At 34.1% G+C, this 22,679-nt stretch carries 22 protein-coding genes; 9 read left to right on the forward strand and 13 right to left on the reverse strand.

The features are described from left to right. Positions 1 to 70: 70 nt before the first annotated feature. The gene (locus C1T31_RS03970; protein ID WP_103051142.1) at positions 71 to 2,089 is read right to left on the reverse strand and encodes a muramidase family protein; all 2,019 of its coding nucleotides are present in this window, start codon (positions 2,087 to 2,089) and stop codon (positions 71 to 73) included. 164 nt (positions 2,090 to 2,253) lie between these two features. Here C1T31_RS03970 and C1T31_RS03975 point away from each other — a divergent pair, with 164 nt between their 5' ends. Then, on the forward strand, positions 2,254 to 3,252 hold the full coding sequence (locus C1T31_RS03975; RefSeq protein WP_103051143.1) for an FAD:protein FMN transferase: 999 nt from the start codon (positions 2,254 to 2,256) through the stop codon (positions 3,250 to 3,252). An 88-nt stretch (positions 3,253 to 3,340) separates the two neighbouring features. Here the strand turns inward: C1T31_RS03975 and C1T31_RS03980 are convergent, their stop codons facing one another. Genes C1T31_RS03980 through map form a run of 3 tightly spaced genes read right to left on the reverse strand, consistent with a single transcriptional unit; the run spans position 3,341 to position 5,648 of the window. Beyond that, complete coding sequence (locus C1T31_RS03980) at positions 3,341 to 4,105, reverse strand: class I SAM-dependent methyltransferase (protein ID WP_103051144.1); 765 nt, start codon at positions 4,103 to 4,105, stop codon at positions 3,341 to 3,343. Then, complete coding sequence (locus C1T31_RS03985; RefSeq protein ID WP_103051145.1) at positions 4,106 to 4,828, reverse strand: SUMF1/EgtB/PvdO family nonheme iron enzyme; 723 nt, start codon at positions 4,826 to 4,828, stop codon at positions 4,106 to 4,108. A 1-nt stretch (position 4,829) separates the two neighbouring features. Then, positions 4,830 to 5,648: a type I methionyl aminopeptidase gene (map, locus tag C1T31_RS03990; protein WP_103051146.1), complete on the reverse strand. Its 819-nt coding sequence runs from the start codon at positions 5,646 to 5,648 to the stop codon at positions 4,830 to 4,832. A 122-nt stretch (positions 5,649 to 5,770) separates the two neighbouring features. Here map and C1T31_RS03995 point away from each other — a divergent pair, with 122 nt between their 5' ends. Next, a complete protein-coding gene (locus tag C1T31_RS03995; protein WP_103051147.1) occupies positions 5,771 to 7,042 on the forward strand; it encodes an acetyl-CoA hydrolase/transferase family protein in 1,272 nt (423 codons plus the stop codon). Positions 7,043 to 7,047: 5 nt separating this feature from the next. Here C1T31_RS03995 and C1T31_RS04000 read toward each other — a convergent pair whose 3' ends face one another. Together C1T31_RS04000 and gpmI are read right to left on the reverse strand one after the other, a co-directional pair. Next, entirely contained in the window at positions 7,048 to 7,458 is a 411-nt protein-coding gene (locus tag C1T31_RS04000) for a BT0820 family HAD-type phosphatase (RefSeq protein ID WP_103051148.1), read from the reverse strand. Positions 7,459 to 7,488: 30 nt separating this feature from the next. Continuing rightward, positions 7,489 to 9,006 (reverse strand): 2,3-bisphosphoglycerate-independent phosphoglycerate mutase, encoded by a 1,518-nt coding sequence (gene gpmI, locus C1T31_RS04005; RefSeq protein WP_103051149.1) that lies wholly within the window; start codon positions 9,004 to 9,006, stop codon positions 7,489 to 7,491. A gap of 249 nt (positions 9,007 to 9,255) precedes the next feature. On the opposite strand from gpmI, the gene C1T31_RS04010 reads away from it, so the two are divergent. Continuing rightward, positions 9,256 to 9,648: an ankyrin repeat domain-containing protein gene (locus tag C1T31_RS04010; RefSeq protein WP_103051150.1), complete on the forward strand. Its 393-nt coding sequence runs from the start codon at positions 9,256 to 9,258 to the stop codon at positions 9,646 to 9,648. A 61-nt stretch (positions 9,649 to 9,709) separates the two neighbouring features. Here C1T31_RS04010 and C1T31_RS04015 read toward each other — a convergent pair whose 3' ends face one another. Genes C1T31_RS04015 through pepE form a run of 3 tightly spaced genes read right to left on the reverse strand, consistent with a single transcriptional unit; the run spans position 9,710 to position 12,179 of the window. Beyond that, a complete protein-coding gene (locus C1T31_RS04015) occupies positions 9,710 to 10,477 on the reverse strand; it encodes a M48 family metalloprotease (protein ID WP_103051151.1) in 768 nt (255 codons plus the stop codon). Between the two features lie 46 nt (positions 10,478 to 10,523). Next, positions 10,524 to 11,465 (reverse strand): GNAT family N-acetyltransferase, encoded by a 942-nt coding sequence (locus tag C1T31_RS14175; RefSeq protein ID WP_103051152.1) that lies wholly within the window; start codon positions 11,463 to 11,465, stop codon positions 10,524 to 10,526. 6 nt (positions 11,466 to 11,471) lie between these two features. Further along, a complete protein-coding gene (pepE, locus tag C1T31_RS04025) occupies positions 11,472 to 12,179 on the reverse strand; it encodes a dipeptidase PepE (RefSeq protein WP_103051153.1) in 708 nt (235 codons plus the stop codon). 113 nt (positions 12,180 to 12,292) lie between these two features. On the opposite strand from pepE, the gene C1T31_RS04030 reads away from it, so the two are divergent. The 6 genes from C1T31_RS04030 to C1T31_RS04055 all read left to right on the forward strand — a co-directional run bounded on the left by C1T31_RS04030 (position 12,293) and on the right by C1T31_RS04055 (position 19,554). Further along, positions 12,293 to 13,078 carry a carboxypeptidase-like regulatory domain-containing protein gene (locus tag C1T31_RS04030; protein ID WP_103051154.1) on the forward strand — a complete coding sequence of 262 codons (786 nt, stop codon included), beginning with the start codon at positions 12,293 to 12,295 and terminating at the stop codon, positions 13,076 to 13,078. Then, complete coding sequence (locus C1T31_RS04035) at positions 13,065 to 13,835, forward strand: peptidase associated/transthyretin-like domain-containing protein (RefSeq protein ID WP_165780063.1); 771 nt, start codon at positions 13,065 to 13,067, stop codon at positions 13,833 to 13,835. The genes C1T31_RS04030 and C1T31_RS04035 overlap by 14 nt, the downstream gene beginning before the upstream one ends. Positions 13,836 to 13,897: 62 nt before the next feature. After that, positions 13,898 to 14,398: a DUF6702 family protein gene (locus C1T31_RS04040; RefSeq protein ID WP_103051155.1), complete on the forward strand. Its 501-nt coding sequence runs from the start codon at positions 13,898 to 13,900 to the stop codon at positions 14,396 to 14,398. Between the two features lie 64 nt (positions 14,399 to 14,462). Then, positions 14,463 to 16,772, forward strand: coding sequence for a M1 family metallopeptidase (locus C1T31_RS04045; RefSeq protein ID WP_103051156.1), 2,310 nt, complete (start codon positions 14,463 to 14,465; stop codon positions 16,770 to 16,772). Positions 16,773 to 16,854: 82 nt separating this feature from the next. Beyond that, a complete protein-coding gene (locus C1T31_RS04050) occupies positions 16,855 to 17,139 on the forward strand; it encodes a Sec-independent protein translocase subunit TatA/TatB (RefSeq protein WP_262496210.1) in 285 nt (94 codons plus the stop codon). A 141-nt stretch (positions 17,140 to 17,280) separates the two neighbouring features. Continuing rightward, positions 17,281 to 19,554 carry an ATP-binding protein gene (locus tag C1T31_RS04055; protein ID WP_103051158.1) on the forward strand — a complete coding sequence of 758 codons (2,274 nt, stop codon included), beginning with the start codon at positions 17,281 to 17,283 and terminating at the stop codon, positions 19,552 to 19,554. Between the two features lie 5 nt (positions 19,555 to 19,559). On the opposite strand, the gene C1T31_RS04060 is transcribed toward C1T31_RS04055, so the two are convergent. From C1T31_RS04060 to C1T31_RS04075, 4 genes are read right to left on the reverse strand one after another with little or no spacing between them, the layout of a single operon-like run. After that, complete coding sequence (locus tag C1T31_RS04060; protein ID WP_103051159.1) at positions 19,560 to 20,204, reverse strand: O-methyltransferase; 645 nt, start codon at positions 20,202 to 20,204, stop codon at positions 19,560 to 19,562. After that, positions 20,204 to 21,292, reverse strand: coding sequence for an amidohydrolase family protein (locus tag C1T31_RS04065; RefSeq protein ID WP_103051160.1), 1,089 nt, complete (start codon positions 21,290 to 21,292; stop codon positions 20,204 to 20,206). The genes C1T31_RS04060 and C1T31_RS04065 overlap by 1 nt, the downstream gene beginning before the upstream one ends. Positions 21,293 to 21,319: 27 nt before the next feature. Beyond that, positions 21,320 to 21,856 (reverse strand): 3-hydroxyanthranilate 3,4-dioxygenase, encoded by a 537-nt coding sequence (locus C1T31_RS04070; protein ID WP_103051161.1) that lies wholly within the window; start codon positions 21,854 to 21,856, stop codon positions 21,320 to 21,322. Between the two features lie 36 nt (positions 21,857 to 21,892). Continuing rightward, the gene (locus C1T31_RS04075) at positions 21,893 to 22,675 is read right to left on the reverse strand and encodes an SDR family oxidoreductase (protein ID WP_103051162.1); all 783 of its coding nucleotides are present in this window, start codon (positions 22,673 to 22,675) and stop codon (positions 21,893 to 21,895) included. Positions 22,676 to 22,679 lie beyond the last annotated feature (4 nt).

Genomic DNA, 22,679 nt, shown 5'->3' on the forward strand with positions numbered 1-22,679 from the left:
AGAATGGTTTGGTTAGTCCTAGCAAGTAATCTTTTCAACATATTGATTCTCACGAAAAAGTTTTAGTTGGTTAATTAGTTGAATCTTCGCTTTTAAATTCGTTAACAATAACAATGTCATTTATTTTTCTTCCTGATTCTTGGTTCTTATAATTAAATTCCAAAGCGGTATGAGCTGTTTTTTCTTTATCAAATATATTTGAATAACCATTGGCCTGACATAACCGTAACAAGGTGTCGAATGTAATATCAAACCCCTCTAAAACAGTTGTGGACGGCTTTTGACCATTTTTTGATGTATAATTTGAATTAAACCGATTAACAGATGTTGAATTAATGTAAGTCACATCAGGGTATAACATTTTTAAAATGGTAAATCTTTTGATTGAAATATCCTCTTTACTAGGAATGAGGTTTTTTTCCAAAACAGCTAATTGAATTTTATAGTTTGATAATTCACGCAATAACGTATTGGTTGTGTTCAAAAAAACGCCATTTTTATCACTATCAATAATCACATAATTTAATTTCGATTTATCTAGAAGATTACTTAACTCTCTACTGGAATAATTTCCATTTTTTCGTGTTTCAATTATTTTAGCTTCTTTGGCATTTGTAATAATAAAATTTTTGCTAGCCTCTCGATCATGGTCGCTAATTACTATAATATTTCCTTGATGTGTTTTTAGGTAATCTAGCATTTTTAGTTTTTGAATTTCTACGGAAGGATAGGCCTCAATAATATTATCTAGATTATTATTGTTAGAAGCATTATACGCTGTAATTACTGGAATTTTTTTGTCGCTTGCAGCAGAAATTAACCAATCAATATTATCACTATAGGAAGGAGCAAAAACAACATCATAACCATCTAGTGAACTATTTTGTGATCTGATGTTTGAAGGCGTAACAGTGGTTTCAATATCTATTTCTATGATTTCACTTTTTATTCCAACACCCAATTTTTGTAGGGAATCCATAGCTATTTTAGCACCTTGGTAGAAATCTAGATTGCGATTAAAAGCGACATTGGTAAACTGTTTAGAAGTGTGAGCATTGTTAAATTCATTTTCGTTAAATGGCATAACAAAAAGAATTTTCTTTTGGGCATTTTTATCTAATGTTTTAGTAAGATTGGCATATTCATTTTTTGAAGTTTGTTCCTGAAATTCTTCTTCAATAGGATTTGTTTGAAGAGTTTCTACTGATCTCGGCATTTTTATAACTGTACCAGCCAGGACAGATTTCTCTAATTGGGGATTTAAATCTACAAAGTCTTCCATACTCATATTAGCCTGCTTGGATAAACTATAGAGTGTTTCTTTGGGTTTTATGGTGTAGTTTTCGTAAACAATAGGATTTTCTGTTACGGATTCTGTTTTTTCCTCTTCCGTGTTTTCTGGGTTTAATGGTTCTTTTTCAGTAATGATTTCAGAGGTTTCTTCAACAATGCTTTTGTCTGTTTCAATGGTTTCTTGATTACTATCAGCAATCATTTCTGTTGAAGGGATTGCTATGTTAGTATCATATTTTAAAATACCTAACTGCGGATTCGCCGATTTTATTTCCTGAATAGTAACTTGATATTTTTTTGATAGACCATAAAGTGTCTCTCCTTTTTGAACATAATGAGATTTGTAGGTGGTATTTTGATTGTTGATTGTTGCAGGCGGTTGAATATTTGAAGAACGAATGGACAAGTAATGGCCAGCCTGTAAACCATTTTTAATATGTGGGTTTTGTTTTTCTAATTCCGCAATGGTTATCCCATATTTTTTGGATAACCCATATTTGGTTTCACCTTTTAGAACATGATGGGATATTGACTGAAATTGGTTACTGGTTTGGATTTGGGTATTAGCTGAATTTTGTTGAGCATTAGAAGGGATGATTAAAATCTCATCTACATAAATGACTTTTGCAGAACTTGGGTTTAATTTTATAATGTCTTGAGGTGATACATTATAGATTCTTGACAATTGATAAACCGTTTCTCCCTTTTTTACACGATGCTCTTTGGTCAGTTGTTGGGCGTTTCCCAATTGGAAACAAAACAATGAAGTCAATAAAAAAGAAAAAAGAACTTTCATAGATGTCCCATTATTTTAAATCATAGTGATTAATAGATAAAATTAGTAAAAAAACACTCCTAATATTAGGAATCATAGGTTGTTGTCAACATTTTATTAACAATTCAAAAAGTTGCTAGGTGTCATTCTTTTGTAGTAATTTTACGCGATCAATTTATCTTCCAATGCAACATCCTATTTTTAAGACTTTTGCCTTTTTAATTATAATTCTTTCAGTAGTTTCATGTAAAACTGATAAGAAATTTCAAAACACCAAATTATCAGGTGCTGTGTTTGGTACTTCCTATTCAGCCATTTATGATGTTGAAACTGATTTTTCAGAACAATTTGATAGCATTTTTAAAGTCATCAATAAATCCATGTCAACGTATCAGAAAGACTCTGATATCTCAAAATGGAACCGAAATGAAAGTAATGAAATTGATGCACACTTTATTGAAGTTTACAATGCATCCAAGCGAATTTATGAACAAACCAACGGTGTTTTTGATCCTACCATTGGAACTATTGTGAATGCTCTGGGTTTTGGACCTGAAGAAAAAATGAATGAACTGGATAGTTTAAAAGTTGATAGTCTGATGCAATTTGTGGGTTTTGATAAGTTGTTTCTGGCTGATCGATTTTTAATCAAAAAACATAAAAGCACTTATATGGATTTTAATGCTATTGCCAAGGGTTATGGTGTTGATGTCATTGCCAATTTTTTAGAATCTAAAAACAGTGACAATTATTTGGTTGAAATAGGTGGTGAAATTCGTTCAAAAGGTAAAAATCTGGAAAAAGATGCACCATGGAAAGTCGGTATTGATAACCCCAACTTTGATGGTTCTCAATCGGTAATCAAAGCTATAACCTTAACCGATGATGCCATGGCAACCTCTGGTACCTATCGAAAATTTAAAGTTGATGAAAATGGCAATCGGTATGCGCACATTATTGATGCGAAAACGGGTTACCCAAGTAAAACCAATATCTTAAGTGTATCAGTACTCGCGCCAAATTGTATGACTGCTGATGGTTTTGCGACAGCCTTTCAAGCCATGGGTATTGAAAAAATTGACGAATTTCTGAAAACACATCCCGAATTAAAGGTATTCATTATTTATGAAAGTGACAATGGAGACTTGATGACTCAAGCCTTTAACGGATTTCCGGAATCCTAAAAGTGACTTTTTAAAATACTAGTGTCATAAATATGATGCTATTAATCAAAACTAAAAGTTGGACTGGACGAAAGTTTAGTTCAGCTTTTTACTTTCTTACTAGTGGTATAATTTCACCTTTGGCTAAACAATAGCGGTCTATTTCTTCAGTCGTTAGTTTAGTGGTGTAGTCCACTTCTTCAACTTTAAATCCGCTTTTGCGTAACCGATCAAAGTAATCTCTACCGTATACACGAACATGGTCATACTGACCAAAAATTTTAGCCCGTTCTTTTTTGTCGGTAATGCTATTGTCTTCAAATGTTTTATCCCGTGTTAAATCCTGTGGAATTTGGAAAATGCCCCAACCGCCTGGTTTTAAAACACGGTGTAATTCTTGCATGGCTTTTGTGTCGTCTGGGATGTGTTCCAAAACATGATTACATAAAATCACGTCAAAACAGTTGTCTTCAAATGGCAAGTTGCAGATATCAGCTTTGACATCAGCTAATGGTGAGTTTAAATCCGTAGTGGTGTAGTCTAAATTTTTGAGTTTCCGAAACCGTTTGTAAAAGGCTTGTTCAGGGGCAAAATGAAGCACCTTCAGATTGTCGGTAAAAAAGTTGGTTTCATTTTGTAAATACAACCAGAGCAATCGGTGGCGTTCTAGAGAGAGTGTTGAAGGCGATAACACGTTATTTCGTTGCTTGCCATAACCATAGGGTAAAAAGGTTTTAAAACTTTTACCGTCAATAGGATCGGTGAAATCGTTGCCCTTTAAAAAAAAAGCCAGAATAGGACGCGCTACATAACTTAACCGAATTAGAATCGGTCTGGGGATGGTATTTAAGATTATTTTAAAGAGTTTTTTCATTTATTCAGTAACCTCACATATACATCTAAAAGTGGTAAAATCGTTGGCGTCTTCTAAAGGTTTATGATTACCCCAATTAGTCCAATAGACGAGACCATTCGAGATAAACTCTGAAAGATTATCTTTTATTAAAATGACCTTTTTCTTTTTCTTTTTATTTCCCTTTCTATATGCTAAAAAGGGGATGCCTTCGATATTAGATTTAATACCTTTTGAATAACCAAAATTATCTACAGCCATTTCGAGTTCTTGAGAAGTAGGTAATCTGTAGGTTACGAGTTTTGGTAATGATTGACGTTCTTCCTCTGTTTTAGATTTCATGGCATAATTCAACATAACGGCTTTAGAACGCCATTTGCAATAAGAAATAGCTTCAGATTTGCTAACACTAATTACGGGAAAATACTGAAATTTAGGATGCTCCAAATAATAATCTTTTTTTATTGTCGATTCAATCCAAACTAACTGGTTGATAGTATCAATTTCTCTTTTTCCAATTATTGACTCGGCATTTAAGCCAAACGAATTAGAATTTTCAAGAATGCTATCCAATTTTTTTTCGGATAATTTTTCTTGATATCTTAAATATTCACGAAACATTAGGTTGTCAACTGGTGCAACATCTAGGTAAAGATTATCAGAAAGGTAAATGGTACCTGGTGGATTTTGGCCTTGTAGACCAAAAGAGATAAAAAAAGAAAATAATAAAATGAATAGTTTCATATTAAAGCACTAAAGCCTTTTGTCTAAATTCATCTTCCTCATTGCTTTCAATACCCAAGGCTTCATAGATGTAGGCAAATGTTGATAGCAATTCGGGTTTGCCATCCACGATGGCAACATCATGTTCAAAATGAGCAGAAGGTTTGTTATCTAAAGTGGTAATGGTCCAACCGTCACGATGCTGTTTTATTCTATGGGTTCCCATATTTATCATAGGTTCAATGGCTACTACCATTCCTTCAATAAATTTTTTACCGCGACCACGTTTGCCATAGTTTGGCATTTCTGGGTCTTCATGCATTTTACGACCAATTCCGTGACCTACCAGTTCGCGAACGACTCCATAGCCGTGAGCTTCGCAATAGTTTTGAATGGCATAGCCCACATCACCAACACGATTACCAATTTTAAATTCTCTAATCCCAACATATAAGGATTCTTTGGTAACATCTAAAAGCTTTTGTGTTTCAGAATCGATTTCACCAACTGGGAAGGTATAAGCATGGTCACCATAAAATCCATTTTTAATGGCACCGCAATCAATGGAGATAATATCACCTTCCTTCAAAGGGTCATTAGTTGGAAATCCATGAACTACTTGTGAGTTTGGACTCATGCATAAGGTGTTCGGAAAATTGTATAGCCCTAAAAAACCTGGAATGGCATCTTGCTCTCGTATATATTCTTCTGCCATTTTATCAAGTTGCAAGGTTGTAATTCCTGGTTTAACCTCTTTTGCGAGCATACCAAGTGTTTTTGATACCACCAGAGCACTTTCGCGCATTAATTCAATTTCTTCTTTGGTCTTTACAATAATCATAATTAAAAAAATATGTGCAAAGATACTTAAAATTAACAAGCTATTTTGAGTTCCTAAAACATGACATATAACAGTTTTTAGTTGATTCTTTTTTATGACCTTTGTGCAATAATATCAATGTTATGTACAAATCTGTTAGTGCCGATGAGGCCGTTAAAATTATCAAGTCGAATGATAAAATATATTTACAGGCTGCCGCTGCTGCTCCACAAGTATTAATTCGTGCTTTGACTGCCAGACATGAAGAACTGCGAAATGTAGAAATTTGCCAGCTTCATACGGAAGGTGAAGCACCTTATGCCAACCCAGATTATAAAGACAGTTTTCATGTGAATTCATTCTTTATTGGTAAAAATGTTAGGCATACCTTAAAAGCAGGCAATGGCTCCTATACACCTGTTTTTTTAAGTGAATTACCATTATTGTTTAAACGAAACATTATTGATTTACAGGCAGCATTTATCCACGTGTCTGTTCCAGACCATCATGGCTACTGTTCGTTAGGAGTATCTGTTGAGGCCACTTTGGCGGCTATTGATAATGCAGATTATGTGATTGCTCAAGTGAATGAGCAAATGCCGAGAACTCACGGTGCTGGAATTATTCATATTTCAGAAATTGATGCTTTTGTAGATTGTAATGAGGCATTACCTGTACACAACATGTCTGAACCATCAGAAATTGAAGATAAGATTGGAGCTTACGTGGCTGGACTTATAGAAGATAAGAGTACTTTGCAAATGGGCATCGGTAATATTCCCAATGCCGTACTCTCAAAACTATTCAACCATAAGGGTTTAGGTTTACACACCGAAATGTTTTCTGATGGTGTAATAGATTTGATACTAAAAGACGTTATAAATGGAAATTACAAGGAAATTAATCGAGGACGTGCATTAACCACATTTTTAATGGGATCCAAACGTTTATATGATTACGTGGATGATAACCCATTTATTGAGATGCGCGCTTCAAACTATACCAATGATGTTTCTATCATCAAACAAAATCCAAGAATGGTTGCTATAAACTCGGCTATTGAAGTTGATGTAACAGGTCAGGTGTGTGCTGATTCAATTGGTGCCAGAATGTACTCCGGTGTAGGAGGTCAAATGGATTTTATCAGGGGAGCTTCCTTAAGTGAAGACGGAAAGGCTATTATAGCGCTGCCTTCAACAACCAAATCAGGTATCAGTCGTATAGTTCCGACTTTAAAAACAGGAGCTGGAGTAGTTACTACTCGTTCTCATGTTCATTATGTCATTACAGAATATGGCATTGCCAATCTGTATGGAAAGACAATAAAACAGAGGGTGAAACAACTGATTAATATTGCACATCCTGATCATCAGGAAATGCTTGACAGAGAATACTATAATTTAATTAATGGGTAGGTCTATTATTTGAAAAATGAAAAGAACCCTTTCTTTTTAGGCATTTTTAAGGGTTGATATTTCGGATTCGTTAGCATTTGATAGACTTCTCCCCAACCAATAAAACCACCAATATTCCGGTCGTCTATGAATAAATCGGCATGAATTTTACGGCTTTTGCTATAATCAAATTGCTCTTCAGGAAAGCTTTTATTAACGGCGTAAAATTCAATGCCATTTTTCTTGCAAAACTCAACCGCTTCATCCAATCTAACACCATTTCGATATGTCCACAAAATTAATCGATGCCCATCTTTTTGAAGTCGTTCCAAAGTTTCAAAGGCAAACATCATAGGTCTGCCTATATTAGGGTAGGCATCCTCTACGATTGTACCGTCAAAATCAACTGCTATAATGAGCTTTTTATTAAAATCCATAATCAATAGTATACAAAATACGAATAAAACTTAAACTAAACTGTTTTGAGTCATAGTACTAGGTTTGTCAATGCCCATTAATTTCAAAATAGTAGGTGCTATATCGCCTAAAATACCATCATTAATGTGCTTTAGTTCGTTGTCAATTAAAATTATAGGAACAGGGTTGGTTGTGTGTGCAGTATGCGGCGAGCCATCAAGATTTATCATAGTTTCACAGTTGCCGTGGTCAGCTATTAAAATAGTGGTGTAGTTATTTTCTAAAGCTGCAGTTACCACATCCTTGACACAACTATCCACGGCTTCACAAGCTTTAATGGCGGCTTCCATAACGCCTGTGTGCCCAACCATATCGCCATTAGCAAAGTTCAAACAAACAAAGTCTACCTCTTTTTTGTTTAATTCAGGAATTAACGCATCTCGTAATTCATAGGCACTCATTTCAGGCTTTAAATCGTAAGTCGCTACTTTTGGTGAGTTCCGTAATATTCTGGTTTCGCCTTCAAAGGGCTCTTCTCGACCTCCAGAGAAGAAAAAGGTAACATGCGGGTATTTTTCAGTTTCAGCGATTCGAATCTGTTTTTTATGGTTTTTGGCCAAAACGTCACCAAGGGTGTCTAACAAATTATCTTTTTTGAAAACGACATGTATATTCTGAAAAGATTCATCATATTTGGTCATGGTAACATAGTACAAGTTCAATTTGTGCATATTCTGTTCATGGAAATCTTTTTGCGTGAGGGCTTCGGTTAATTCTCTTCCGCGATCCGTTCTAAAATTGAAAAATATAACAACATCGTCATTTTTAATAGTTGTAACCGGTTCTGAATTTTGATTAGTACAAATGATAGGCTTTATAAATTCATCGGTTATACTCTCATCATAACTATCTTGAATCGATTTTAAAGGATTTGAAGTTTTAGTACCAACACCATTCACCATAGCATCATAAGCCAGTTTGATGCGTTCCCATCTATTATCGCGATCCATAGCGTAATATCTACCCGTAATGGAGGCCAATTTGGTTGGAGTTTTTTCTATGTGCTCTAATAATTCTGTCATGAAACCATATCCGGATTTAGGATCTACATCACGACCATCAGTAAACGCATGAACATAGGATTTTTGAATACCATGCTCATTGGCAACATCAATTAAACCTAATAAATGATTAATATGCGAATGAACACCACCATCACTTACCAGTCCTAAAAAATGGATAGGTTTGTCGTTGCTTTTGGCATATTCAATGGCATCAACCAGCGCAGTTTCATTTTGAAGTGTTTTATTCTTTACAGCTAAATTTATTTTTACCAGATCTTGATATACTATACGTCCAGCACCCAAATTCATATGACCGACTTCACTATTTCCCATTTGCCCTTCAGGCAGTCCAACATGCAATCCATCAGTTCTTAAGGTTGCATTGGGGTATTTAAGATAAAGGGAATCAATAAATGGTGTTTGGGCATTGTCAATGGCAGAAACTTTTGGGTCTGGAGATTTTCCCCAGCCATCTAAAATCATCAAAATGACTTTTTTATTCATGGTTTTTGACTTTAAAACCCAAAGATAAAAGTTTAAAATTCTTTAAGGATGCTTGTTTAGTAAAAACTGATAATAAATAGTGGTTTGGTAAAATATTGTATTGGAACATGAGATTTAATATGAAATTAACAAATTTGAATTCAATAAGTTAAATAAATGTTATTTGTAATTTTTATGTGTAACAGTTTCATTTTTATATCGTCTCTTTAGTATATCAAAAAATATTTCATTAATCAAAAATCATTCATCATGAAAAAAACAATCGTCTTATCGGCAATCGCATTGAGCTTATCTTTAGCATCAGTCAATGCAAAAACAAATTTTGAAACTTTAACAGATTTTGATTCTGTAGCCCTTTTTGAAACAAGTCCGTTTCATATGTCAATAGTCAAAGGAGATCTTGAGACTGTTCAAAAACTCATTAAATTAGGAGCTGACGTCAACAAAAAATGGAATGGATTGACTCCAGCCATGTATGCAGCAAAATTTAATCGAGTAGATATTTTAGAGGTGCTTATTAATAATGGTGCCAATTTAAAATCTAAATGTGATAAAGGTCACACAGCAGCTGAATATGCCGAATTATCTAATGCGGCTGAAGCACAAACTGTTATTGAAAACGAATTGAAAAAAAAGAAGTAATGTGAATTACTTTTTTATGGTTGGTTAGTAAGAAAAAAGCTCTGCATTTGCAGAGCTTTTTTTATTGAGTTTGATACTTTTTTATAGATTCCCTTATTTTTTCAATTCGGTTTTCAGGGTCTGGATGGGTACTTTGAAATTCAGGAACCCGATTGGGTCCCGCGGCTTGTTTTAGAATTTCCATTACACCAATCATTTCTTCAGGATCATAACCAGCTTTAATCATGAATTTCACACCCAAATCATCACTTTCTAATTCATCGTCACGACCATTTGATAAAAGGGTATTTTGCCCTATGCCATTGACAAATTCACCCATATCTGCACCCACCGAAGCTCCCATGGTTACTGTTTTCCAAAAATTCGCTTCACTGATACGTTCATTAGAGTGCTTGCCTAATACGTGTCCAATTTCATGACCCAAAACACCAGCTAGTTGATCTTCGTTTTCCAATTTGGAAAATAGTGCGTAAGTAATAAACACCTGTCCTCCTGGCAATGCAAAGGCGTTAATCGTTCGGTCATCGGCCAATAAATGGAAATCATATTTATAGGGTGTTTGCTTTGCAATACTATTATCAACTAATTTGTTACCAACTTGATCAACAAATGCCTGATAATTGTTATTTGGGTGAAGCCCACCATGTTGTTGAGCCATTTGAGGGGCACTTTGTAGGCCTATAGCTATTTCTTGTTCAGGAGAGAGCGTAATTGTTTGGGTTCTTCCAGTATAGGGGTTTTCTTCTTGCTGGCTGCATTTTCGCAAATAGGCAAAGGCGACAATGGCTATTCCGAAGAATAATCTGATTTTAAAATTTCTACTTCTCATGGAGGATGGATTTAGAACTTCAATTTACAAAAGTTTACATATAAATTTAAATTAACTTTTTGCTCATGACATAATGTAAGCCAATATTTTTTATTTCAAATGGCTCACCAAAAATCTGGAAACCGTTTTCGGTGTAAAAATTCACTGCTATTTGTCTGGCATTACACCAAATTTGGTCACATGTATTTTTTAACAGTTTTTCGCCTTCAGAAAGTATGAGTTCACCAAGCCCCTTTTTTTGATACTCATGCAAAACAGCCATACCACGTAATTGATATTGTTCATTTTCTGAAAAAAGAGCATTTGAATTTTTTAAGTAGGAAGCGACTCCCACTAAAGTGTTTTTGAAAAATAGTCCTACATGAAATGTATTCTCATCGTGATCGCCATCAAACGCACAATCAGATAGTGGTCTACCAGCTCTCAATACTGGGTGCCTGACAGAATAGGTTTCTTCTGCAGTTATTTTTTTTAGTTGATAATACGGATTAATTGTTTTGTAGAGTTTTGCCTGCATATTGTCATAAATAGCTTCGTTGATAAATACCATACCACATTTTTCAATAACTTTATGTGAGGCTGTATTGTTAATATGAGCATGGGCATAAATTTCTTTTAATTTGAGTGTTTCAAAACCATAATTAATACATGCCATAGCACTTTCTGCGGCATAACCTTGATTCCAGTGTTTTCTAAAGAATCTGTAACCAACTTCAACTAACTTTTCATTTGGATGAAATTTTAAACCACACCAACCAATAAATTCATGGGTTGATTTTAAGCATACAGCCCAACGGCCCATACCATGGAGTTGATATTGGTTGTAATTTGAAATGAATGACTTGGCGTCTTCAACCGACTGAAAGGCAGAATCACCAGTGTATTTAACGACTTCAGAATCAGCATTCAGGTCATAGAAATACTTCGCATCTTCAATAATAAACTCGCGCAGACTTAGTCTATTGGTTTCAAATACTGACTTTTTCAAGGTATGTTAGTTTAGATTATTGATAGATGATCCAGATTCAACTTCATAAGGCTCTTTGTTATATTCAAAAATTCGGGTTTGATTTTGTCCCTTGAGCCTAATATTTCCATCTATGACCTCAATCCAATTGCCCTCACGTAAACCAACAACAGGTTGAGTATTAAAGTGATGGAATTCATTAATTCTTGTTTCTCGAGTTTCTCCCATATGTTTATTATTGAGAATAGGGTCTAAATAATGTGGGTTGATGTTAAACGGAACTATAGAAAGCGCTTTAAAACTTGGAGGATAGACAATGGGCATATCATTTGTTGTGTTTATGGTCAAACCGCAAATGTTACTACCAGCACTGGTGCCGAGATATGGAATGCCACTTTCAACAACCTCTTTAAGGGGCTGTATCAAATCAAATTTATATAATTGATTGATTAAGACGAATGTATTACCTCCACCAGTAAATAGGGCTTCAGCATTTCTAATGGCTTCCATGGGTGATTCAAATTCATGCAAACCAATAGTCTTTTTACCCAATTCATTAAACGCTTTTCTTACTTTTTCGGTATATTCATTATGTGATATACCACTTGGTCGGGCATAAGGAATGAATGTGATAGTAGAACAATCAGCAAAGAACACGGCTAATTCCTCCATAAGATATTCTAAATAACCTGAACCATAAATTGTTGAGGTACTGGCCAGAATTAATTTTTTCATCAATAAACTTTTTCGTAAATTTAAGTAAACATTGGTTTTAACAAAAGTTTATGCTCCTTTTGGAATATAATTAAGAATTGATGTCTTTTCTTTAACCTTAAAAACGAATCAACTTGAAGCAATATATACTTTTAACCGCAATTTTAGTTTCAACATTTTCATTATTTGCACAGGATATCAATCGTGTGGAGGTCAATGGTAAAATAATTGCCCAAAATGATGTTGAAGGAGTCACTATTTTTAATTCTTCATCGAATAAAGGCACAACAGCAGATGAAAATGGTGATTTTAAAATAGAAGTAGCGTTAAATGATATAATTGAAGTATCAGCATTGCAGTATGTGTCTGTTGAAGTTCAAGTCACCCAAGATGTTGTAGATTCTAGAATCTTAAGATTGTTTCTAGTTGAGGAACTTAATAAATTAAGCGAAGTCATATTGTTGCCTTCCTTACTTACTGGTGAAATTCATGTTGATATTGATAGTACACAACCTCAAAGGTATATTGAGATGCATTTTGGGGATCTTCGTGACATGGAATTTGCACAGGATCGATATTCCGAAGTGCGGAATGTGATTACCAGTGAAGGTCAATTTTATAATGGTGTTGATTTTGCACGGATCTTTGGACTTAACAAGTTGTTCAAAAGAAAAGATAAAACACCAACTGCTGCTGAATTGGACTCAAAATATACTGATGTATTGGCTGCTAAATATTCACAAGCATTCATCAGTGGAAATTTTAATATTCCTCAAGAACGAGTTTCAGAATTCATTGCCTATGTCAATGCTAAAAATTTTGACGAGACCTTACTTCAAGATGGTAACGAAATGAAACTCATTGAATACCTAAATGGACAAAGCGAGCTTTTCCTAAAATCAAATAATGGAAAAGAATAGTCTATTATTTTTTAGTGTTTTTCTGTTTTTTTCAAGTATTGGTTTTTCCCAAACTATAGATTTATTAGGTAAGGTTCAAAGTGAATCAGATGTTGAAAATGTACATGTCATTAATAAATCGGCTCAACGTTTCACAACAACTAATAAATATGGTGAATTTAAGATATCTGTTTCTTTGAATGATACACTCGTTTTTAGCTCAATTCAGCATAAACTATTATCGGTTTTGATTGACCAGGAAATTATTGAGGACAAAACCTTGGTGGTCTTCTTGGAAGAACAAGTGAATGAATTAGATCAAGTGGTGGTAGGAAAAGTGCTGACAGGCGATATTATGTCTGACGTTGGAAATGTAGAAGGGGAGCCTATGACATCAAAAAAAGCAGGAATACCCAGTTATCAAGGAAAGCCCAAAACGCAAAGTGAGCGTAGATTGACAGAAGCGACAACTGGAGCGGGAATTATACCACTAAACCCAATACTAAATGGTATTTCAGGCAGAACCAAAGAGTTGAAACAGCGCATATTACTTGAAGAGAAAGAAACATTGATGTATAGTATTAAAGCCAGACTATCTGAAGATTTATTTAGTTTGGAACCACTCCATGATGATTTTATTATGGAATATTTCTATTTTGTTTCTGAAGCTGAAGATTTTTTGGAGCGATGTAAAAGTAAAACCGATATTTTAATTCTTGAATATTTGTTGGTTAAGTTGAAAGCGTATAAAAAGAATAAATATGACAATAAGAATTAATTTAATTTGTGGAATACTTTTTGACATCCAATTACTATTACTTTTGTTTAAAAATTATTGAGATGACTCATTTTAAGAAATTATTTTTAGTGCTAATTTTACCTGTTTTGGCATTTACTACTGCTCACAAATATTATGTAAGTGTTACCCAAATTGAGTATGTAAAAGAAAAGAAATCGGTGCAAATAATATCCAGAATCTTTATTGACGATTTTGAAAAACTATTACGGGAACGCTATGATCCAAATGTAACCTTGTCCAGTGAAAATGAACCTGCCAAAGTGGACTTCTACATTGAAAAATATTTAGCTGAAAAATTTCAAATTAAAATCAATGGTAGTAAGTCCACGGTGAATTTTATTGGTAAAGAGTATGAGGCGGACATTGTTTATTGCTATTTGGAAATAGAAAATGTGTCAAGTATTTCTTCATTTGAGGTAACTAACCAAGTTCTATTTGATTTATACAGTGAACAACAAAATATTGTACGTACCAATATCAATGATAAAAACAAGAGCTTTATACTTATCAAGGAAAATGATAAAGGTTTGTTAAACTTTTAGTAAACGACAAATTACCTTTAAAAAATCGTTAATTTTCGCTTCAATTTTGTAACCAATATTAACGATGAAAAAATTAAAATATCTTTTCTTATCTGCACTGTTCATTTCGGTTGGAGCATTCTCTCAAGAAGATGAACAAAAGCCAGAGCGTAAGCCAGGTCATACAAACAACAATAAGTTTAAACAATTGTATGATGAGTTCTCAACACCTAACATGTATCGGACTGCTTCGGGTGCACCTGGACCAGCTTATTATCAGCAACAAGCCGATTATAAAATGGATTTGGTTTTAGATGATGATAAAGCCAAAATTTCAGGTTTTGAAACAATTACTTATACCAATAATTCACCAGACCAGTTAAAATATCTTTGGGTGCAATTAGATCAAAATATGCGTGCTAAAGATTCACAATCACCGTTAATTCAAGGTAGTGGTGTGGCACCAGCACAACAGGTGGGATCATTTGCTTCGTCTTACATGACCGAAGGTTTTGATGGTGGTTTTAAAATTGAGGAGGTAAAAGATGTTAATGGAAAGGATTTACCTCATATGATCAACAGAACTATGATGCGAGTTGAATTACCAAAGCCATTGAGCACAGGAGAAAAATTTTCCTTCTCAATTAAGTGGTGGTATAACATCAATGATTATGTCAATATGGGTGGCCGTTCAGGTTACGAATATTTTCCTGAAGATGGTAATAGAAATTATATCATAGCTCAATTTTATCCAAGAATGGCCGTCTATAATGATGTTGAAGGTTGGCAAAATTCTCAATTCTGGGGACGTGATGAATTTGCTTTACCCTTTGGAAACTTTGAAGTCAATATTACAGTGCCATCAGACCACATTATGGATGCTACAGGAAAACTTATGAATAGAAAAGAAGTTTTCTCAAAAGAGATGATGAATCGTTATGAGCAAGCTAAAAAATCCTATGATAAACCCGTAATGATTGTAACACAAGCTGAAGCTGAAAAAGCTGAAAAAAGTCGTGCTACAGGAACAAAAACTTGGAAATTTTATGCTGAAAATGTGCGTGACTTTGGGTTTGCAACTTCAAGAAAATACATTTGGGATATGATGGCTGTTAAAATTGGTGGAAAAGACGTTATGGCAGTTTCCATGTATCCAAAAGAAGGAAATCCTTTATGGGAAGAATGGTCAACTTATGCGGTTGCCAGTACCTTAAAATCATATTCTAGAATGACTTTTGATTACCCTTATCATAAAGCTATTTCGGTTCATGCCAAAAACCAAGGAATGGAATATCCAATGATTTGTTTTAACTATGGACGTCCTGATAAAGATGGTAACTACAGTGATAGAACAAAATATGGAATGATTAGTGTTATTATACATGAAGTTGGTCACAACTTCTTTCCAATGATTGTGAATAGTGATGAGCGCCAATGGACATGGATGGACGAAGGATTAAATACATTTGTACAATACGTTGCGGAACAAGATTTCGGTGAGTGGTATCCAGCTGCTTTGTCTGAAGGCGACGATAAATACCCATCAAGAAGAGGTCCTGCAGCTAATATTGTTCCTTACATGGGGGGTGATCAAGATTTTATTGCACCTATTATGACCAAAGGATTAAATACCCATCAGTTTGGGAATAATGCTTACGGAAAACCTGGCACTGCTTTAAATATATTACGTGAAACGGTTATGGGGCGTGAATTATTTGACTATGCCTTTAGAGAATATGCGAATCGTTGGATGTTTAAACACCCAACACCAGAAGATTTCTTCAGAACTATGGAAGATGCATCAGCATTCGATTTAGATTGGTTTTGGAGAGGTTGGTTCTACACTACAGATTACGTTGATATGGGTGTTAAAGAGGTGAAGAAGTATTATGTGTCAGGTGAACCTAACGAATATGTTAAAAATATTGTGAAGCAACGTGGTATGAAATTGAGCGACTTACCTCCATTGGTTTACATGGTAGAGGAAGGTAGTGAAGAATACAAGGAAAGCATGAAGAATGGGACACTTTTGGAAAATTCACCAACATTGAATGAATACATTATGGATAACTTTTCTGAAGAAGAGCGTAAAAATATCAAACAGCCTAAATATTTTTACAATGTAACCTTTGAAAAACCAGGCGGTTTGGTAATGCCTATCATAGTAGAGTATACATATGCCGATGGTACAACTAAAACCGAAAAGTATCCTGCCCAGATCTGGCGATTAAATGATAAAGAAGTAAGTAAGGCGGTTGCTTCAGATAAGGAAATAGTTAAAATCACATTGGATCCAAATTTAGAAACCGCAGATATTGATACTTCTAATAACTCTTGGCCTAAAGAGGTTAAACAAAGTCAGTTTGACCAATTTAAGAATGAAGTAAAGAATTAACCAAAAATAATTTCTTTTAAGCCGACTTTTAGAAGTCGGCTTTTTTTATTCGTATCATACAACTCACTATATTTGCAAAGTGATACAGCAAGTGACATTATTATTCATTGGAACAACCGAAATTGTTTTTATACTATTTGTGGTGGTCATGTTATTTGGTGCGGATAAAATCCCAGATATTGCAAGAGGTTTAGGTAAAGGCATGCGCATGTTACGAGATGCTTCCAATGATATTAAAACCGAAATTACCAAGAGTGCTGAAGCCAACGGATTAGATACAGGTGTTACTAAAGATGTCCAAGATGAATTGAATAAAGTCAAGGATGATCTTGAAGATTTTACAGGTTCTGTAAGGAGGAAACTATAATACCTATCTCATTTACTGCATTTTAACTGTTTTTTTTGCTTAGTTCATTCAGTTAACGAAAAAACGAAACTTTTTGTCTTATTTATTGTTGAGATAGTTTGATTTGATAAATATTGCAGTACCAAATCAACTATTACAGAGATGAAAAGTAACCTACTATTCTGCTTTTTCTTTGTTATTTCTTTATCATTTTCCCAAAGTGAAAGAGAGGTAATAAATCGAATTGATCAAATAAATACCCAAGCACTTTACAATTATAATAACAATGAAATCAATAAAGCTTTTGATGGTTTTAATAAAGCTTTAAAGTTGTCTGATTCTATCAGTGACTATTATGGTTATGCTGTTGCTAATTTTAATTTAGGTGCAATTTATAGTTATATGCATGAATATGATGATGCTCAATGGTGTTATGATAAGATGCTTGAATCTTCATTTAAAATTCACGATAATTATTTAATATCTAATTCCTATATAAGTTTAGCGAAACTTAATGAGAAACGTGGTCAAACCAATGAGGTTATACCAAACTTGGAACATGCGTTAGCATATGCACAAAAAGCTGATGTTAGGGATCAGGATAATAATGACAGACAGAATAATGTCCTTTATGATATTAGAATGTATTTGAGTGCTGTCTATTTGAAAAAAAATGATCTCAATTCAGCCCTGTTGTATTTATTAAGAGCAGAAAATAACCTGAATAAACTACCTTATGATTCTTATACCATTGCTTCTTTTAATTATGCCTATGGAAACTATTTTGCTAAAAAAGAATTGTATAGCAAAGCAAATGATAAATATCTTGAAGCAATCCAATATCTAAAAAGTGTACATAGAAGTTTTGGTATTAACTATTTGTTTAGTGAAATATATAAAGATTTATCAATGTCATTTGCCCAATTGGAAAACAGTGAATCAGCCTATAATTATTTAGTTCTGCATAATAATTATCGTGAGCAATTCATAAATGAGGAAAAGGTTAAACAAGAGAATATAGCCAAGTCTAAATTTTATTTAGCTGAATACAAGCAAATTGCCGAACGTGCTAATGCAGAAAGGATAGTTCAAGAGCAAATAACTCAAAAGATAAAGAATATTAACATTGCTATTTTTGTTACCATTATTGTATTAGCTATATCATTGATAATGATGTATCGAAATTATCTCTCCAAACGTAAATTGAATCACATATTAGAAGCTCAAAATAAACAACTGGAAATTGCTAAAGAGCAAGCCGAAAAGTCCTCACAGTTAAAAACAAAGTTCATATCTAATGTAACTCATGAGTTAAGAACTCCTCTATATGGTGTTGTAGGAATTACATCTTTGTTATTAAAACGAAATGATTTAAGTGAACGCGATAGTAAGTTCTTAAAGTCGTTAAAGTATTCAGGTGATTATTTATTAAATCTGATAAATGATATTCTTCAGATAGGAAAAATAGAATCACAAAAAATAGAATTAAAAAATGTCACGGTTGATATCCGAGAATTAATGGCTAATATTATTGATTCTTTCGAATATAAACTACAAGAAACAAACAATGCTATAAAGGTTCATGTTGATGATAATTTGCCTAAATATGTAAAATGTGATAGTGTTAGGTTGTCTCAAGTTTTAATTAATTTAATTGGTAACAGTATCAAGTTCACAAAAAACGACACAACTCATGTCAAAATTAAAGTTAAAGAAATTTCAAGTAATAATGTACAATTACATTTTTCTGTAAAGGATAATGGACCTGGCATTCCAAAAGAAAAGCATAGTAGTATTTTCGAGAATTTTTTACAATTAGATGAAAACAATAATGTCAATTATAATGGTACGGGACTGGGATTGCCGATAACAAAAAATTTAATTGAGCTGTTTGGTAGCACTATTGAACTAGATAGTGATGTTGGTAAGGGGTCGACATTTGGATTTGAAGTAGCTTTTGAAATTGACCATGATTACTCTGAAAGTCATTTAGCTCAAAAAACAAAATCTAAAACGGTTTCACTTAATGGCGATTACAAGATATTGGTAGCAGAGGATAACAAAATCAACCAGATAGTTACTCAAAATATTCTTGAGAAAGGAAATTTTCAATGCGATATTGCCAAAAATGGATTGGAAGCTGTAAAAGCTATGCAGATAAATCAATATGACTTAATATTAATGGATATCAATATGCCGTTAATGGATGGTAATGAGGCCACAAGAGAAATACGTAAAACCAATTCTCAAATACCTATTATAGCTTTAACGGCTGCCGATATTGAAGAAGTTAAAAAGGATTACAAGACAATAGGCTATAATGATATTATTACCAAGCCATTTGATAATTCTCATTTTTATCAAACGATACTAGCTAATATCCAAAAGAGCAAAAAGATTACAGATGAAAAAGCACCATTAGTGAAAGTATCTTGATAATGCTACAGTTTTCGACTAATAGTTAGCCCATCACGTATAGGTAAAATTACAGTTTCTATTCTTGGATCATCTTTTAACACTTTATTGTATTCAATAAGTGCAGGCGTGGAGGTATCTTCTTTTTTGAATTCTGTATCCAAAATCTTCCCGCTCCACAGAACATTATCAGATAAAATAATACCACCTGGATTTAATTTATCTATTATAATGTTAAAATAATTCAGGTAATTATCCTTATCCGCATCAATAAACACCAAGTCAAAGGTTTTGTTAAGATTTGGAATGATATCCAAGGCGTTTCCTAGATGTTGTTGTATTTGCTCACCAAAACCTGATCTGTCAAAATATTTTCGCTGAAAATCCAACAATTCCTCATTGATATCGATAGTGTCAATACTACCATCTTTTTGTAGACCTTCAGCTAAACATAACGCTGAATAACCAGTATAAGTACCTATTTCTAGAATATGTTTAGGATTTACAAGTTTAGAAATTAAGCTCAATACACGCCCTTGATAATGGCCGCTTAACATTCTGGGCTGCAATATTTTCTGATAGGTTTCCCTACTTAACTCCTGTAATAATTGCGGTTCGTTCTCCGAATGCCTAACTATGTAGTCGTCTAAATCTTCCGAAAGGAAATGCATTACCCGATAATTTTATCAACTAATTGTTGTTTGCTTTTTTCATCATCACCGAACAACCATTGTAAAACATTATCTTCCCACATAGCATCTTTTTCAGATTCTGTGATAATTTCACGTTCAATAGCTAAATCCAATATTTTTCCTGGATAGGATGATTGTGATAAACTCTCCATTTCTCCTAGTGGATAAGGGTCATCTAAACCAATAAGGACTTGTTTAGAAGTTTGGTTTTTAATTAAGAGCCCTAAAGAGCCGGTATCATGAACTAAGGTGTCAAAGAATATGTTTTTGTGACCTACCGCTTTTCTAGGGTGTACTTTACCTTCAAATAAGTCGTGGCGTCCATCAAATCCTTGAATTCGTCTTCCTAGATTTATTTGGGCTAGTTGTCCACCATGGGCAAAACAAACGCGCATATTGGGATACTTTTGGTAATAGCCATTGAGCGTCAAGAAATGGTAGGCATCGGCACATTGGGCTAACATCCAAATTAAGTGAAAACGCCAAGCCGTGTTTTCAAGCTTTATAAATTTTTCACCATCATAAGGGTGAATTTCTACGGCTAAATTATATTTATTAGCCAACTCAAAAATAGGTTCATTTTCTTCATCAAAAATACAACGCCAGGTTCCAATGGTATCCATATAATGCGTAGGTAAGCAAAGCAATCGCATACCTAATTCTTCTACACAACGTTCAATTTCCCAACAAGCACCACGCACAAAGCCAGGATGTACCACAAAACCACAAGTAAACTTACTGGGATTTTCGTCTTGTATTCTAGCATTAAAGTCATTTTGGAAACGCAAGGCTTGTTTCATTTCTTCCAAACGCAGCCCATTACCATATAATTGCGATAAATTTAATACAACCGCATGGTCAATTTTGAAGCGTTCCATCCAAGCCAATTTTTCATTTAAAAAGAAACTGGAATCTGTAATTGGCCTATTCCAATCTTTTTGTAGCATGAACTTTCTATCCTTATCGACCCAAAAAATCCCCTTGTCTTTCATGAACTGAGGAATCTCCTCTGGATAAGGCAGTAAATGGGAATGACCGTTTATGCGTAACTTACGTCTCTCTTTCATAGTGTTTCCTAATTAAATTAGGGTGCATTAATCTTCTAATTGAACCTTTTTGGGTGGTTGCATCACTTCACCACAATTTGGACAAGTTCGTTTTTCTGCATCACCATAATAAGCATCAAAAATTTTAGGCATATCAGTTTCTATATTGTCCAATGTGAAATCCTCTTCATATAATTTTGTGGTACAGTTTTCACAAAACCATAGCAAAGCGTCCTGAACACCTTTTTCGCGCGGATATTCAATAACCAAGCCAACCGTATTAGCTCCTCGTTGAGGAGAATGTGGTACTTTTGGCGGCAACAAAAATATCTCGCCTTCTTTTATATGAATATCTTTAGGCGTGCCTTTATCAATGACCTTTAAAACAATATCACCTTCTACTTGGTAGAAAAATTCAGGGGTTTCATTATAATGATAATCTTTTCTGCTGTTTGGGCCACCAACAACCATGACAATAAAATCACCATCCTTCCATACCACTTTGTTGCCAACGGGAGGCTTTAGTAAATGACGATTTTCTTCAATCCAAGCTTTAAAATTTATAGGGGAGACTAATGAACTCATAATATTGTGTTTTTATTTAAAAGGAATTCCATAAAGTTACAAAGATTTTGTTCTTCCACCATCAACAGGTAAATTAATTCCATTTATATAGCTGGCACATTCACTGGCTAAAAATGTAATGGCATAAGCAAGTTCTTCGGGCTTTGCAAAACGTTTGGCAGGAACAGCCTGCTTCATGGCATTCGCAGCTTCATCTTCAGTTTTTCCTGTTTTGGCTGATTTGTTTTTTATTATTTCTGTAAGTCGTTCTGTTCCAGTAGCTCCAGGTAGAACATTATTAACTGTAATACCAAATTGTCCTAACTCGTTTGCTAATGTTTTACTCCAGTTGGCAACTGCTCCTCTGATGGTATTACTCACGCCTAGGCCATCTAACGGTTGCTTGACTGAAGTAGATACCACATTGATAATTCTGCCATAGCCTTGATCTTTCATGTAAGGAACAACCGCTTGTGCTAAAACATGATTGCACTTTAAATGCTGTGTAAAAGCTTTTTCAAATTCCTCAAGCTTCGCATCAAACACGGGACCACCAGCAGGTCCACCTGTGTTATTCACAAGAATATGGAAGCCGTGATTTTTTGATATGTAATTGGAAACTTTTTGCTGAAGCTCCATAGGATTGGAAAAATCAGCAATTATGTAATTGTGTTTTTCAGCGTAAGGCATTTCAGTTAGAACGTTTTGAAGTTTTTCTTCATTTCTGGCTAAAAGAGTTACAATAGCGCCTTCTTCTGCTAAAGCAATCGCAGTAGCTTTTCCAATGCCAGCGGTACTTCCGCAAACAAGGGCGTTTTTATTATATAAGTTTAAGTTCATTCTT

It is taken from the genome of Hanstruepera neustonica, assembly GCF_002895005.1.
GTDB classification, from domain to species: domain Bacteria; phylum Bacteroidota; class Bacteroidia; order Flavobacteriales; family Flavobacteriaceae; genus Hanstruepera; species Hanstruepera neustonica.

Excerpts from the sequence above, each read along its gene's own strand:
- C1T31_RS03970 (WP_103051142.1), bottom strand. The coding sequence starts at position 2,089 with ATGAAAGTTCTTTTTTCTTTTTTATTGACTTCATTGTTTTGTTTCCAA.
- C1T31_RS03975 (WP_103051143.1), top strand. The coding sequence starts at position 2,254 with ATGCAACATCCTATTTTTAAGACTTTTGCCTTTTTAATTATAATTCTT.
- C1T31_RS03980 (WP_103051144.1), bottom strand. The coding sequence starts at position 4,105 with ATGAAAAAACTCTTTAAAATAATCTTAAATACCATCCCCAGACCGATT.
- C1T31_RS03985 (WP_103051145.1), bottom strand. The coding sequence starts at position 4,828 with ATGAAACTATTCATTTTATTATTTTCTTTTTTTATCTCTTTTGGTCTA.
- map (WP_103051146.1), bottom strand. The coding sequence starts at position 5,648 with ATGATTATTGTAAAGACCAAAGAAGAAATTGAATTAATGCGCGAAAGT.
- C1T31_RS03995 (WP_103051147.1), top strand. The coding sequence starts at position 5,771 with ATGTACAAATCTGTTAGTGCCGATGAGGCCGTTAAAATTATCAAGTCG.
- C1T31_RS04000 (WP_103051148.1), bottom strand. The coding sequence starts at position 7,458 with ATGGATTTTAATAAAAAGCTCATTATAGCAGTTGATTTTGACGGTACA.
- gpmI (WP_103051149.1), bottom strand. The coding sequence starts at position 9,006 with ATGAATAAAAAAGTCATTTTGATGATTTTAGATGGCTGGGGAAAATCT.
- C1T31_RS04010 (WP_103051150.1), top strand. The coding sequence starts at position 9,256 with ATGAAAAAAACAATCGTCTTATCGGCAATCGCATTGAGCTTATCTTTA.
- C1T31_RS04015 (WP_103051151.1), bottom strand. The coding sequence starts at position 10,477 with ATGAGAAGTAGAAATTTTAAAATCAGATTATTCTTCGGAATAGCCATT.
- pepE (WP_103051153.1), bottom strand. The coding sequence starts at position 12,179 with ATGAAAAAATTAATTCTGGCCAGTACCTCAACAATTTATGGTTCAGGT.
- C1T31_RS04035 (WP_165780063.1), top strand. The coding sequence starts at position 13,065 with ATGGAAAAGAATAGTCTATTATTTTTTAGTGTTTTTCTGTTTTTTTCA.
- C1T31_RS04040 (WP_103051155.1), top strand. The coding sequence starts at position 13,898 with ATGACTCATTTTAAGAAATTATTTTTAGTGCTAATTTTACCTGTTTTG.
- C1T31_RS04045 (WP_103051156.1), top strand. The coding sequence starts at position 14,463 with ATGAAAAAATTAAAATATCTTTTCTTATCTGCACTGTTCATTTCGGTT.
- C1T31_RS04055 (WP_103051158.1), top strand. The coding sequence starts at position 17,281 with ATGAAAAGTAACCTACTATTCTGCTTTTTCTTTGTTATTTCTTTATCA.
- C1T31_RS04060 (WP_103051159.1), bottom strand. The coding sequence starts at position 20,204 with ATGCATTTCCTTTCGGAAGATTTAGACGACTACATAGTTAGGCATTCG.
- C1T31_RS04065 (WP_103051160.1), bottom strand. The coding sequence starts at position 21,292 with ATGAAAGAGAGACGTAAGTTACGCATAAACGGTCATTCCCATTTACTG.
- C1T31_RS04070 (WP_103051161.1), bottom strand. The coding sequence starts at position 21,856 with ATGAGTTCATTAGTCTCCCCTATAAATTTTAAAGCTTGGATTGAAGAA.
- C1T31_RS04075 (WP_103051162.1), bottom strand. The coding sequence starts at position 22,675 with ATGAACTTAAACTTATATAATAAAAACGCCCTTGTTTGCGGAAGTACC.